Source organism: Xenorhabdus szentirmaii DSM 16338 (genome assembly GCF_002632585.1).
GTDB classification, from domain to species: domain Bacteria; phylum Pseudomonadota; class Gammaproteobacteria; order Enterobacterales; family Enterobacteriaceae; genus Xenorhabdus; species Xenorhabdus szentirmaii.
Genome location: NZ_NIBV01000003.1, coordinates 34,045 through 47,908, shown reverse-complemented (window position 1 = coordinate 47,908; position 13,864 = coordinate 34,045). Strand labels below are relative to the sequence as shown.

At 44.1% G+C, this 13,864-nt stretch carries 10 protein-coding genes; all 10 read left to right on the top strand.

The window, feature by feature from the left end:
* Positions 1 to 8: 8 nt before the first annotated feature.
* The 10 genes from hscA (at position 9) to Xsze_RS22895 (ending at position 13,608) form a co-directional block, all read left to right on the top strand.
* The gene (gene hscA, locus Xsze_RS18905; protein WP_038234556.1) at positions 9 to 1,856 is read left to right on the top strand and encodes a Fe-S protein assembly chaperone HscA; all 1,848 of its coding nucleotides are present in this window, start codon (positions 9 to 11) and stop codon (positions 1,854 to 1,856) included.
* A gap of 2 nt (positions 1,857 to 1,858) precedes the next feature.
* Positions 1,859 to 2,194, top strand: coding sequence for an ISC system 2Fe-2S type ferredoxin (gene fdx / locus Xsze_RS18900; protein ID WP_038234553.1), 336 nt, complete (start codon positions 1,859 to 1,861; stop codon positions 2,192 to 2,194).
* 14 nt (positions 2,195 to 2,208) lie between these two features.
* Entirely contained in the window at positions 2,209 to 2,403 is a 195-nt protein-coding gene (gene iscX / locus Xsze_RS18895) for a Fe-S cluster assembly protein IscX (protein ID WP_038234551.1), read from the top strand.
* Positions 2,404 to 2,555: 152 nt separating this feature from the next.
* Positions 2,556 to 3,851, top strand: a complete 1,296-nt coding sequence (gene pepB / locus Xsze_RS18890; RefSeq protein ID WP_038234549.1) for an aminopeptidase PepB — start codon at positions 2,556 to 2,558, stop codon at positions 3,849 to 3,851.
* Positions 3,852 to 3,986: 135 nt separating this feature from the next.
* On the top strand, positions 3,987 to 4,415 hold the full coding sequence (locus Xsze_RS18885) for an enhanced serine sensitivity protein SseB C-terminal domain-containing protein (protein ID WP_038234547.1): 429 nt from the start codon (positions 3,987 to 3,989) through the stop codon (positions 4,413 to 4,415).
* 368 nt (positions 4,416 to 4,783) lie between these two features.
* Entirely contained in the window at positions 4,784 to 9,880 is a 5,097-nt protein-coding gene (locus tag Xsze_RS18875; RefSeq protein ID WP_038234542.1) for an alpha-2-macroglobulin, read from the top strand.
* Positions 9,881 to 9,952: 72 nt separating this feature from the next.
* Positions 9,953 to 12,304, top strand: coding sequence for a peptidoglycan glycosyltransferase PbpC (gene pbpC, locus Xsze_RS18865; RefSeq protein ID WP_038234540.1), 2,352 nt, complete (start codon positions 9,953 to 9,955; stop codon positions 12,302 to 12,304).
* Positions 12,305 to 12,418: 114 nt separating this feature from the next.
* Positions 12,419 to 12,982, top strand: a complete 564-nt coding sequence (locus Xsze_RS18860; protein ID WP_038234538.1) for a DUF2975 domain-containing protein — start codon at positions 12,419 to 12,421, stop codon at positions 12,980 to 12,982.
* A gap of 20 nt (positions 12,983 to 13,002) precedes the next feature.
* Complete coding sequence (locus Xsze_RS18855; RefSeq protein ID WP_422645806.1) at positions 13,003 to 13,197, top strand: helix-turn-helix domain-containing protein; 195 nt, start codon at positions 13,003 to 13,005, stop codon at positions 13,195 to 13,197.
* An 84-nt stretch (positions 13,198 to 13,281) separates the two neighbouring features.
* Positions 13,282 to 13,608 carry a hypothetical protein gene (locus tag Xsze_RS22895; RefSeq protein ID WP_244590085.1) on the top strand — a complete coding sequence of 109 codons (327 nt, stop codon included), beginning with the start codon at positions 13,282 to 13,284 and terminating at the stop codon, positions 13,606 to 13,608.
* Positions 13,609 to 13,864: the final 256 nt, after the last annotated feature.

Sequence of the window (13,864 nt, the reverse complement as noted above, 5' to 3'; positions counted from 1 at the left end):
GGGCACACATGGCTTTATTACAAATCAGTGAACCTGGTTTATCTGCCGCACCGCACCAGCGCCGTCTGGCCGCGGGGATTGATCTTGGTACAACTCACTCTCTGGTTGCGACTGTCCGTAGTGGGCAGGCGGAAACATTGGCAGACAGTGAAAATCGTCACTTACTTCCTTCCGTTGTACAATATCGCAAAGAAGATATCCGGGTCGGCTGGCAGGCACGTCAGCAGGCTGCATCCGATCCTGTCAATACAATCAGTTCCGTCAAGCGAATGATGGGCCGCTCTCTGGCTGACATTCAACAGCGTTATCCCAATCTGCCATACCAGCTTCAGGCGAGTGAAAATGGCCTGCCATTGATTAATACGGCGGCAGGTTTGGTTGATCCTATTCAGGTTTCTTCTGACATACTGAAATCGTTGGCACAACGGGCAGAAGAAACGTTGGATGGCAAGCTTGATGGTGTCGTTATCACAGTCCCCGCTTATTTTGATGATGCACAACGTCAGGGAACCAAAGATGCAGCGCGTTTGGCCGGTCTGCATGTCCTGCGTCTTTTGAATGAACCAACTTCCGCCGCTATTGCCTACGGGCTTGATTCCGGTCAGGAAGGTGTCATTGCCGTTTACGATCTGGGTGGCGGGACATTTGACGTATCTATCCTCCGTCTTAGCCGGGGAGTATTTGAAGTACTGGCGACGGGTGGCGATACCGCATTGGGTGGTGATGATTTTGATTCACTGCTGGCAAATTGGATCAAAGAACAGGCTGGGATCAGTGACAACAACCATGGACTGCATCGCCAGTTGCTCGATATTGCAACCGAAACCAAAATTGCTTTAAGTGAAGCAGATAGCGCAGAAATCCGCTTTGTAGATTGGCAAGGCAGCATTACTCGTACCGAATTCAATGAATTAATCACATCGCTGGTCAAACGCACATTGCTTTCTTGCCGTCGGGCGTTGAAAGATGCTGGCGTTACGGCTGATGAAGTCTTGCAGGTGGTCATGGTTGGTGGCTCAACAAGAGTGCCATTGGTGCGTAGCATGGTGGGTGAATTCTTTGATCGCGAACCTTTGACTTCCATTGATCCAGATAGAGTTGTTGCGATTGGTGCCGCAATTCAGGCTGATATTCTGGTGGGCAATAAACCAGATAGCGAAATGCTCTTGCTGGATGTGATTCCACTGTCATTGGGCTTAGAAACGATGGGCGGGCTTGTTGAAAAAGTCATCCCGCGCAATACCACCATACCTGTTGCAAGGGCACAAGAATTTACCACATTCAAAGATGGCCAGAGCGCCATGAGTATTCATGTTGTGCAAGGTGAAAGAGAGCTGGTCAACGATTGCCGTTCGCTGGCACGTTTCACATTGCGGGGTATTCCCCCATTGCCGGCTGGCGGTGCGCACATTCGTGTGACTTTTCAAGTTGATGCAGACGGTTTGTTGAGTGTGAGTGCACTGGAAAAATCCACGGGCATTGAATCCTCCATTCAGGTTAAGCCCTCTTATGGTTTATCTGATGAAGAAATCGCCCGTATGCTCAGAGATTCCATGACTAACGCACAAGAAGATATTCAGGCCCGTAAACTGGCAGAACAGAAAGTAGAAGCAGCGCGGGTGTTGGAAAGTTTAACCGGTGCGCTGGAAAAAGATGCTGATTTGCTGAGTCAGGAAGAACAAACAGCCATTGATGCCGCTGCTCAAGTATTAATTGAAAGTGCTCAGGGTACATCTCCTGATGCGATTGAAAGCGCAATCAAACAATTGGACAAACAAACGCAGGAATTTGCCGCGCGTCGAATGGATACATCAATCCGCCGGGCTTTGGCGGGTCATTCTGTGGATGAAATTTAATTATGCCTAAAATTGTATTTTTACCTCATAACGAACTTTGCCCTGAAGGTGCCGTATTGGAAGCTCAGGAAGGCGAATCTATTCTGGATGTTGCACTGCGCAATGGTATTGAAATTGAACACGCCTGTGAGAAATCCTGTGCGTGCACCACTTGTCACTGTATCGTTAGAGAAGGTTTTGACTCACTGGAAGAAAGCTCTGAGCTGGAAGATGACATGTTGGATAAAGCATGGGGGCTGGAGCCTGAAAGTCGCTTAAGTTGTCAGGCTAAAGTTACCGATGAAGATTTAGTCGTTGAAATCCCTAAATACTCCATTAACCATGCACGTGAGCACTGACAGGAGAATTAAAAATGAAATGGTCTAACAGCCGTGATATCGGCGAAGCGCTGTACGATAAATTTCCGGATTTAGATCCTAAAACCGTGCGTTTCACTGATATGCATGAATGGATTTGTGGGCTGGATGGTTTTGATGATGATCCGCTGAAATCCAACGAAAAAATATTAGAAGCGATTTTGCTTGTTTGGTTGGATGAATATGAGTAATGCATCGCACAAAAAATAGCGCCAATTCACCTATTCCTGCTCAATAGCTTGGCATAGTCGGCATTTAATGGAAAACTGGCAATCGCCAGTTTTTTTACATTAATAGCTCCTTACTGTGAAACAGTGAACAATAAAATAAGAAGTGAGAAAAAATGACAAAACAAATCATGCCCGTAACACTGTCTTATGAACCAGCTAACGCTTGTTGGGGTGAAAAAGCATTAATTAGCCCAAGTGATCAAGGGATCACCATCCACTTGGCAGGCCATGGGAAATTGGGGGCAATTCAACGTGCGGGGCGTAAAATTGATGGACAGGGAGTCCGTAATGTTGCCTTAGTCGGGAATGGTTGGGATTTGGAAAAAAGCTGGTCATTATGGCTTGGTTTCCGTTCACCCAAGGGAATGCGTACCATTGAATGGCCATCATTACCTGAAGCTGATAAACAAGAACTGGAAAGAAGAATAAAACTCATTGATTGGGTGCGTGATACCATCAACCTGCCAGCTGAAGATTTAGGGCCTGAACAACTTGCCCAACGTGCCATTGATTTACTGAATGGCGTTGCAGGTGATGCTGTAACTTATCGTGTCATCAAAGGCAATGAGCTGCGTGAGCAGGGATATATGGGAGTACATACCGTTGGCCGGGGTTCTTCCCGCGCCCCTGTTTTCCTGGCATTGGATTTCAACCCGACGAAAGATGCCAAAGCACCCGTGTTCGCTTGTCTGGTTGGCAAGGGAATTACTTTTGATTCAGGCGGATACAGCATCAAGCCTTCCAATACGATGGACTCCATGAAAGCGGATATGGGAGGCTCTGCGACGTTAACAGGTGCATTGGCTTTGGCAATCAGCCGTGGCTTGAAGCATCGGGTAAAATTATTCCTGTGCATTGCGGATAATATGGTCAGCAGTAATGCCTTCAAATTGGGAGACATCATCCGTTATCGTAATGGTAAAACGGTTGAAGTGATGAATACTGATGCTGAAGGGCGTTTGGTTCTGGCTGATGGTTTGATTGATGCCAGTGCAGAAAAAGCACAAATGATTATTGATGCCGCAACATTGACCGGTGCTGCAAAAATTGCAGTTGGAAACGATTACCATTCTGTGCTCAGCTTTGATGATCAATTGGTATCAGAATTGCTGGCAGCGGCGGACAGTGAAAATGAATTATTCTGGCGTTTACCGCTGGCTGAATTCCATCGTAGTCAATTGCCGTCCAACTTTGCGGAATTGAATAACATTGCATCGCCTTCTCATTCAGCGGGAGCAAGTACAGCAGCAGCATTTTTGTCACACTTTGTAGAAAACTACAAAAAAGGCTGGATACATATTGACTGCTCTGCCACCTACCGAAAATCCGCTGTTGACCAATGGTCTGCTGGTGCGACGGGACAGGGTGTGCGTACTATTGCTAACTTACTGTTGGCTAAAGCTAAATAAAATCCAATTAAAACTCAAATAATCAGTAGTAGAATCTTCAAGTGACCTTTCTTATGGCCCCTCTGATGAGGGGCTATAATTGACCTTTTCAACACGCTTAACTTCAGTTCAAACAGCACTGTTCGGAGATTTTTCATGCACTTGTCAAATGGGCCTGTCGCAACAGAAATAGAAGTTCCCGGAGAAAGCCAAATTACTTTCAGCCTGCCGGAAGAGCAACCCACTCAGCTCATTGAAGCGTTGATTGATTTACTCAAACAGCATAAACCTGTTCGGCGCGCTTTTCTGATCATGGCCCATGATAAAAATATGGACGAAAAGCCCAATTTACTTATTGGGTTGGAATTCAGTGAAACCACAGCAGAAAATGAAATTAACTCAATCATTCAGCAAGCCGGTGAATCAGCTTGCGAATACCTTGATGAAAATGACTCAGTGGATTTTTGCCTGCTCGACGAAAAAGAAAGGGGCATCAGCCATTATCTGATTCAACATACTCAGCCTTTCTATCAACGAAAATTAGGAAGCTGGCTACGGGGTACCATTCCTGTCGTTAATCAATAACTTCCATTTTTGTATTAACGCTTGTATTCACATTGATTTGCATGGCAATAAACTTTTGCCCTATGACATCCTCGTAATTTATTTGCAACAAGCAAGCAAATATTGTGAGAAATTGCGAGAAGTATCGAAAATTTGGAAAAACATAGGGCAAAAGTGCAATGTGAGTTTTATTCTGGGTAAAAATTTCGTTATTTTTTTCTGTGTTTTGGTTATGCGGAATACCAAGTATCATAAATGCCATTAATGGATTTGCATGGCAATGTAGTTAAAGGAAGGACTGGAACCGTTCTCATTTTGATCCCTGCATTATATGAATATCCATAAAGATAGAATTCCGAGATATTCGGCAAACAACAAAGGCTATGGTTATGTATCAATGTCAATTCTGGCAAAGGTCGGCAAGGAAAAAACGATACCTTGCAGTGATGCTTATTTCATTATTTACGGTATTTATGCTATCTGGGTGTGATCAATCTGAGAATACCGAGAAAACAGAACTCGCAGAAAAAAATAATATATCCTCTTCCCAGCAATCTCCCCAAAATAGTCAGTCAATTGAGTCAGCTACTGAAAAACAGTCTCAATCTGTGAATCAAAACGGTGAGGAAGCTATTTCAGAAGGTTCTGTTACCAAAACACAGGTTTCTCAATCACCAGAACAACGCTATGCAGGCAAAGATGTCACTATTGTGGATGCCTCTGAGCTGCAATTGGATGGTGCCAGCACTATGGTGGTGACATTCTCCGTCCCTCTGGAGCCAGATCAGGATTTTTCACAAAAAATGCATCTTATTGATGTGAAATCGGGAAAATTAGATGGCGGATGGGAATTATCCAATAATCAAATGGAACTCCGGTTGCGCCATTTACCGCCAGCCCGGGAATTACAATTGACCATTGATGAGGGCATAAAAGGCATAAATGGTCGCCGGTTGGCGAGCGTCTATAAAAATAAATTTGTTACACGGCCTATCACACCAACTGTTGGCTTTGCCAGCAAGGGATTGATCTTACCGAGTAAGATAGCGGAAGGATTGCCTGTTTTGGCACTCAATGTTAACAGTATAGATGTGAATTTTTTCCGAATCAAAGACGAAGCCCTGCCTTCATTTATTTCCTCCTGGCAATCCCGTGACAGTATGTTCTACTGGGAATCAAAGGAATTATTAGAAGAAACAGAATTAGTCTACACAGGTCGTTTTGATCTTAATCCTGCCGCCAATACCCGCGAAAAATTATTATTGCCAATAAGCAATATCAAAGAGTTGCAAAAAGAAGGGGTTTATCTGGCTGTTATGCAGCAAGCGGGAAAATATACCTACAGCAATCCTATTACCTTGTTCACATTGAGTGATATAGGCGTCTCTGTACATAGTTACCTGAACAGAATGGATGTATTTGCTCAGTCATTGGAAGAAGGAACTAGCCTAAAAGGTGTTGAGATCCGCCTGTTGGATATAAAAGGCCAACTTTTGTCAAAAGCAACGACAGATAATGACGGCCATGTCTCCCTTGAAAAAAATGATAAGGCTAAATTATTACTGGCTAGCCAGAATGGACGAACCAGTATTATCAATTTACATTACCCCGCGTTAGATCTTTCTGAATTTGATATCGGTGGCCCTGAAGGATATAGCAAGCAGTTTTTTGTCTTTGGCCCAAGGGATATTTATAGGCCGGGAGAAACCTTGATTGTTAACGGATTACTGCGTGATGCTGATGGTCGCCCACTGAAATCGCAACCTGTCAAAGTGGATGTATTGAAAGCAGGGGATCAAGTTGTTCGTAGTTTTGTCTGGCAAGCTGAAAATGAACTGTACCAGTATCGTTACCCGATCCCCCGTGAGGCTGAAACGGGGATGTGGGCACTGCGGTTTGACTTAGGTGATAATGCGCCACGTTATTACAAATTTAACGTTGAAGATTTCATGCCTGAACGCATGGCGTTAGAAATCAAAGGAAACATTGATGATCAACCTCTATTGAAAAATGAAGATGTTGAATTCTCTGTCACCGGCCGTTACCTGTATGGTGCTCCGGCAGCAGAAAATCGTTTGCAGGGACAAATGTTTTTACGTCCGGTCCGTGAAGCTGTTGCGACATTACCGGGATATGAATTTGGTGTGGCAGATGAAAGCGATGTATACCGGGCATTAGACGAGTTTGATGTCACCTTAGATAGTGAAGGTAAAACGGTGCTATCCATCGATAGTGAGAATTGGGAATCAGTTAAATCTCCCGTAAAGGTTGTGGTTCAGGCAAGTTTGCTTGAGTCTGGAGGGCGTCCGGTCACTCGTCGGGTTGAACAAGCCATTTGGCCTGCAAAACAGCTAGTTGGTGTGCGCCCATTATTCAATAAAAAAACAATTTATGACTATCGCTCTGGTCGGGATGAAAGCCGCTATAACGTGGATGAAAATTCGCTGGCGGAATTTGCAATCGTTTATGCTGATGCCAAAGGCAAAAAATACGCTGCTTCAGAATTAAGGGCGCGTTTAGTCTATGAACGCCGTGATTATTATTGGCGTTGGTCGGACAATGACGGTTGGGATTCCGGTTATAACCAAAAAGATTTGGTTATGGCGGATGAGCACATCCAAATCGCTGAAAATGGCATAGCTAAAATCAGTTTCCCCGTTGATTGGGGTTCTTATCGCATTGAAGTCATTAATCCGGAAAATCAGCTCGTCACTAGCTTGAATTTCTGGGCGGGTTACTCATGGCAGGATAACACTGACGGGACAGGGGCGGTTCGTCCAGATCAAGTGAAATTATCGTTGGATAAACCCGCCTATACGTTAGGCGATAAAGTGAAATTGCGTATGGTTGCTCCACATGAAGGTAAAGGTTATTTGCTGGTGGAATCCAGTGATGGCCCGCTGTGGTGGAAAGAAATTAATGTGCCGGAAAAAGGTTTGGATATTGAAGTTCCAATAAATCAGGCATGGGCTCGCCATGATTTGTATCTTACTGCTGTTGTTGTGCGCCCGGGGGATAAATCACGTCAGGCTACGCCTAAGCGGGCGATTGGTGTATTGCATCTGCCCTTGACGGATGAGGGGCGTAAATTGAATGTGGCCTTAAGCGCTCCTGATAAAATACGCCCGAATCAGGATTTGGCAGTTAAAATCAAGGCCATGCCCCAGAAAGGGAAAGCGCTTCCTAAACAAGTGAATGTCTTGCTTTCAGCGGTAGATACCGGGGTATTGAGCATTACAAATTTTAAGACCCCCGATCCCTATGATGCTTTTTTCGGTCGTAAACGTTATGGCGTTGATCAGTATGACGTTTATGGGCGTTTGATTGAAGCTGAAGGGCGTCAGGCAAATTTACGTTTTGGAGGAGATGCGGATGATGATACGTATGATCGGGGTGGTAAAAAACCGCTGACAGAAGTCAATATCATTGCAGAACAAGCTAAGCCAATAATGTTGGATGTGAATGGTGAAGGTGAAATAATCCTGCCAATCCCTGATTTTAATGGGGAATTGCGGTTGATGGCCCAAGCATGGAGTGATGAAGAGTTCGGCCATGGTGAACGAAAAATCACGGTTGCTGCACCCATCGTGACTCAAATGTCATTACCCCGCTTTATGGCCGGAGGCGATCAATCCCAATTGTCGTTGGATCTGACAAACTTAACTGAACATCCCCAAGCTCTGACATTGAATGTTACGGCGGAGGGGTTGATTAAATTACAAAATCTGACAAGCAAAAAACTTATATTGGAGAAAGGGAAACGAACCACAGTTCATATTCCCGTTCAGGCAGATCATGGATTTGGGCAAGGTGAAGTATTCTTGACCATTGATGGACTGAATTTGCCTGATGAAAATTTGGAACAGTATAAAAATAGCTGGAAGATTGGTGTCCGCCCCGCTCATCCGGCTGAAACTCTGCAATTTGCAGAAGTGCTACATAAAGATAAAAATTGGCAACTACCACCAACGGCAATTTCAGGATTGGCACCCGAAACGCTGGAAGGCCAATTGATGCTGACCAGTCGTCCGCCTTTGCAAATTTCACGCTATATTCGTGAGCTATATGCTTACCCTTATGGCTGTCTGGAACAAACCGTCAGCGGGCTTTACCCATCACTTTATTCCAATGAAGCTGAATTGAAAAAATTAGGCATCAATACCCAAGATGATGAAAAACGTCGAAAAGCTATTGAAGCCGGGATCACACACCTGCTGAGTATGCAGCGCCATGATGGAAGTTTTTCACTGTGGGATCGTAATGGCGATGAAGAATTCTGGCTGACTGCGTATGCGACAGATTTCTTGTTCCGTGCAACTCAGCAAGGCTACAGTGTTCCGGTTGACTCCCTGAAAGAAGCAAATAACCGTTTATTACGTTATTTACAGGATAAAACCATTATCAGTGATCGTTACATGGGATCACACCCTGCAACACAATTTTCTGTGCAGGCTTATGCTGGTTTGGTTCTGGCTGGTCAGCAAAAAGCGCCATTGAGCGGTTTAAGGCAACTTTATGAGCGTCATGCACAGGCTGAAAGTGGTTTATCTCTGGTACAGTTGGGCATTGCATTAAAAATGATGGGAGATAATACCCGAGGCGATGAAGCTGTTCATTTGGGGGTTAATAAATCACGTGTCTCGGGTTATGGATTGGGAGATTATGGCAGTACTATTCGGGATAACGCCTTGATTGTTGCTTTGCTGGCTGAGCACAATATGTTGACGAAAGAACGTGATGGGAAATTACTGAATTTATCCAATGAGCTGACGACTCGCAGTTACTTCTCAACACAAGAAAGTAACGCACTTTATCTGGCAGGGCGTTACTTCATCGGTACAACTGAACAACCTTGGGAAGCGTTGATTAATCAGCAGGAACCGTTCATTAAACGTGATAGTGCACTAACTGAAACACTGTCAACAGATCAGATAGCGAAGGGCATAGCAATCAAAAACCGTGGTGACAGCATCCTCTATTCGCGTTTGAATATTGTGGGTTACCCATTGAAAGCGCCGGCTCCTTCTTCTAATGTTCTGAGCATAAATCGAACTTACTTTGATTTGGAAGGAAACCCGGCTTACATCGGTCAGATGAAAAGTGGTGATATGGTAGTTGTAAAACTGGAAGTCCGTGCGACTCAAACGGTACCAGATGCATTAGTTGTCGATTTATTGCCGGCTGGGCTGGAAATTGAGAATCAGAATCTGGCAAATAGCAGTGCCAGCCTGAGTGAAAGTGCGACAGGTTTACAAGATTTGATTGAGGAAATGCAGCAAGCTGACATTCGTCACATTGAATATCGTGATGATCGTTTTGTTGCCGCTGTTGCTGTACCTTCTTATAAATCAGTAACACTCTTGTATCTGGCCCGAGCGGTTGCACCGGGAGTTTATCAGATACCTGCACCACAGGTTGAATCCATGTATGTGCCTAACTGGCGTGCAGTGGGTGCAACTAACTCAAAACTGGAAGTTGTCCGCTAATCATTATCAGCCCCTATTGTCATAAATAGGGGCTCTTCCTTTTCGGATACAGTTTTTCGGATACCGTGTTTAATGAGAAAATTGTCCTCCCGTATTTATTTGCCTGTTTGGGCTATTTTATTGATTTTTCTCGTCACAATTCTTCCTGCCACAGTGTGGTTGGCAGATAAAATCTGGCCGCTGCCAATCCATGATGCCAAAATGGCGAGAGTGGTGGTGGGAGCTGATAATACTCCGTTGTGGCGCTTTGCTGACAGCGAAGGTGTCTGGCGCTATCCCGTCACTCTGGAACAAACCTCACCGGAATATATTCAGGCATTGCTAACCTATGAAGATCGTTGGTTTTACCAACATCCCGGCATCAATCCCATCTCTTTACTCAGGGCTGCATGGCAAGATATTCGGGCAGGAAAAATAGTGTCAGGAGGCAGCACCATTTCCATGCAGGTTGCCCGGTTAATTGATCCGCATTCACGTACTGTCTCCGGAAAATTCAAACAAATTTGGCGTACACTGCAACTGGAATGGCATTATTCAAAAAATGAAATTCTGGAAATGTATCTGAACCGTGCCCCTTTTGGTGGAACATTGCAAGGTGTTGGTGCGGCAAGTTGGGCTTATCTGGGGAAATCACCCTCTGAGCTTTCTTCCGGTGAGGCTGCATTATTGGCTGTATTGCCCCAAGCTCCCAGCCGATTGAGGCCAGATCGCTATCCTGAACGGGCACAGGCTGCACGTGATAAGGTACTGGAACGGCTGGCGCAATATAATGTCTGGCCGGCAAAAAAACTTGCTGATATCAAAGAAGAAAATATATGGCTGGCGCCCCGCCAAACGCCTCATCTTGCTCCATTGCTGGCGAGGAGAATGGCAAATGAATATCATCAGGAAATAATCCAGACAACTATTGATAGCGGATTACAGCGCCAGCTGGAAGATATGGTGCTTAACTGGAAATATCAATTAGCGGCTAAAACATCGATTGGCATACTTGTCGTTGATCACACCGATATGTCAGTCAAAGCTTATATTGGTTCTGCCGATTTTCGCGATGACAGTCGTTTCGGTCATGTCGATATGATAAGTGCATGGCGTTCACCGGGTTCTACACTGAAACCTTTTTTGTATGCCATGGCATTGGATGATGGGCTCATTCATGGCGAATCCTTATTGCAGGATGTTCCACGTCGTTTCGATAATTATCGCCCGGGTAATTTTGATAGTGGATTTAATGGGCCTGTAAGCGCCAGTGAAGCATTGGTCAGATCCCTGAATTTACCCGCAGTGCAATTACTTGAGTTCTATGGTTCTAAGCGATTTACAGCCAACTTACGTAATGCAGGAATGAGGTTGCGTTTTCCGCTTGGCAGTGAACCGAATTTATCCCTGATTTTAGGGGGAACATCGGCTCGCATGGATGAATTGGTCGCGGCTTACAGTGCCTTTGCCCGTCAGGGAAAAATGTCTCCGTTGCGTTTTATACCACAGCAGAAAATACAGGACAGGCAGTTGTTTTCTGTCGGATCAGCTTGGATTGTCCGAAGAATCATGGCGGGTGGCAGTCGTCCTCAACCCGATAATGTTTTATCTGCTGAAGTGCCGCTGGCATGGAAAACCGGTACAAGTTATGGTTATCGCGATGCGTGGGCGATTGGCCTGAATGCCCGCTATACCATAGGGGTTTGGGTTGGCAGGCCGGATGGTACACCTGTTGTCGGGCAGTTTGGTTATGCTACGGCGATCCCCATTATGAATCAGATCAATGAATTGTTAATGGGAAAATTACGCTATAGCTCAATGCGTGTGCCTGTTGATCCCCGGCCATCGAGTGTCAGTCAGGCCACTATTTGCTGGCCTGGTGGAAGGGAGGCTTCTCAAGAAAACCGGACCTTGAAAAACCACAATTGCCGTCAGCGTCGTTTGAGTTGGATTCTGGACAATACGATCCCGCCGACATTACCCGCTGCCGGGCAGGAAGGGATCTTAGGGATCAACGAGCGGATATGGTTAGATAAAAATAGATTGCGTGTTGCCCCGGATTGTCCTGATGCTCAGCCTGAGACTGTAAGTTTATGGCCAATCGCGTTAGAAGCTTGGCTGCCCACGAAAGAGCGGAGAGTTAACCTGCTTCCTCCTGTTAATCCCCAATGTCCCCCCATGAAAATGGAGGAGGCACCGCTTTTGATTATTGGAGTACGTGAAGGGGATATATTGAAGCGTCTTCCGGGTAAAAGCACATTGGATTTGCGAGTGACAACACAGGGAGGAAATGGGCAACAGTGGTGGTTTTTGAATGGTGAACAAATTGCAGTGACAGACAATAATCAATCATGGAATCACCTATTCTCACAATCAGGTAAATATCAGCTCACTGTTTTGGATTTGAGCGGGCAAGTGAGTTCAGTCAATTTTGTGTTGAAGTAATTTACAGGCAATAACTTGAATCAAACTAAAAATTATCGTTTTACATTGATTTTTTATTGTAAAACGATAACATGCATCTATAATGCAGTCATGTTTAATTAAGGATACATGAGCATGACACATTCTGAAAAACTTACACGGATAACAACACTCAGTTTGGTGATGTCCAAATTGTCGCTGTTGATTATCATCATTATGATTGCAATTAATATTTTCAGCTGGTTAGAGCCAAAGCTAATTTTGGAAAAATATGGATTGGGTTTTTCACTGACAGAAAGAATATTACCTCATTTTGATAATGTGGCTTTTAGCTTCTGGAAATTAACCGGTGGGATACTGATATCAACGATACCGCTATTATCGCTGGCTGGCAGTTTCTGGGCTTTTTATCGACTATTCAGCAAGTACAGAAAAGGTGACTATTTTTCAAAAGGTACTGTTAAGTATTTGGAATATGCAGGTTGGGGAGTGATTTTCTGGAGTCTTTTAGACGTTATCTGTGAGCCATTATTAACGCTGTGGTTAACAATATCTGCGCCCGCAGGTGAACGTTTTTTGACATTAACGGTAACCGGAGGGCATTTTGTCGCTATTTTTATTTCGGCTTGCTTGGCTATCATTTCCCGTATTCTCTATCAGGCATGTAATATATACGAAGAAAACCAAAGCATTATATAGGAGATACTGTGGCAATTCTTATGAACTTGGATGTGATAATGGCAAAACGGAAAGTTAAATCCAAAGATTTAGCACAAGCTATTGGTATCACTGAACAGAACCTTTCTCTTTTGAAAACGGGGAAAGTTAAAGGGATTCGTTTTTCTACCTTAAATGCCATTTGCCACTATTTAGATTGCCAACCCGGAGATATATTGGAATTCGATGGTGAATAATTCATTTTTCATCATTAAATCAGATTGAAAAAATGTGAGCCAACTGAGTCAGTCAATTGTTCAATATAGTTAGTGAGGAAAAAAATGAAAAGTATTTTGTATGCTCTGTTGTTGAGTGCATTTTATATCCCCTCTGTATTTGCTGGTTTATCAACGGCAGATACGCATTCTAAGAGAATGCAGCAAGATCCTTCCCATCAGGGAGAGCTGAGAAAGTGTACGGATTTACTCCCTGAGGGGCATGAATATACGATTAGTATCATTGGAACATCGGATAAAAAAAATAAAAATGCGGATGGTAAGTTCACGGGAAAATTTGAAGTCTCTGATGAAACGAAACAACCAATCAATGAAAAAAGAGCCGAAGAAATTAAACCTTTTATTCAATGTGTCACAGAAAGGGTTTTATAATTGATTTATGGAAAAAATGACAATTCAATGATCTTGGTCAGAATGCCTGCTCGGGATTTGTTCGCCTGAACAGGCATTATTTTATAGAATTAATTCCACACGCAAGAATGAACGGAACAGTGAAGATATTTTGTTCAGTATTCAAAGCGGGATATCCGTAAATCCATTTAGCTCACGTTATCTTGTTGTGTGTAACTGGGTAAAAATGTGATTTATGCTAAAAAATGATAATTTTCGCTAAGAAAGCTTTAATAAA

Excerpts from the sequence above, each read along its gene's own strand:
- pepB (WP_038234549.1), top strand. The coding sequence starts at position 2,556 with ATGACAAAACAAATCATGCCCGTAACACTGTCTTATGAACCAGCTAAC.
- Xsze_RS18860 (WP_038234538.1), top strand. The coding sequence starts at position 12,419 with ATGACACATTCTGAAAAACTTACACGGATAACAACACTCAGTTTGGTG.
- Xsze_RS18875 (WP_038234542.1), top strand. The coding sequence starts at position 4,784 with ATGTATCAATGTCAATTCTGGCAAAGGTCGGCAAGGAAAAAACGATAC.
- Xsze_RS18885 (WP_038234547.1), top strand. The coding sequence starts at position 3,987 with ATGCACTTGTCAAATGGGCCTGTCGCAACAGAAATAGAAGTTCCCGGA.
- Xsze_RS22895 (WP_244590085.1), top strand. The coding sequence starts at position 13,282 with ATGAAAAGTATTTTGTATGCTCTGTTGTTGAGTGCATTTTATATCCCC.
- hscA (WP_038234556.1), top strand. The coding sequence starts at position 9 with ATGGCTTTATTACAAATCAGTGAACCTGGTTTATCTGCCGCACCGCAC.
- Xsze_RS18855 (WP_422645806.1), top strand. The coding sequence starts at position 13,003 with ATGAACTTGGATGTGATAATGGCAAAACGGAAAGTTAAATCCAAAGAT.
- fdx (WP_038234553.1), top strand. The coding sequence starts at position 1,859 with ATGCCTAAAATTGTATTTTTACCTCATAACGAACTTTGCCCTGAAGGT.
- iscX (WP_038234551.1), top strand. The coding sequence starts at position 2,209 with ATGAAATGGTCTAACAGCCGTGATATCGGCGAAGCGCTGTACGATAAA.
- pbpC (WP_038234540.1), top strand. The coding sequence starts at position 9,953 with ATGAGAAAATTGTCCTCCCGTATTTATTTGCCTGTTTGGGCTATTTTA.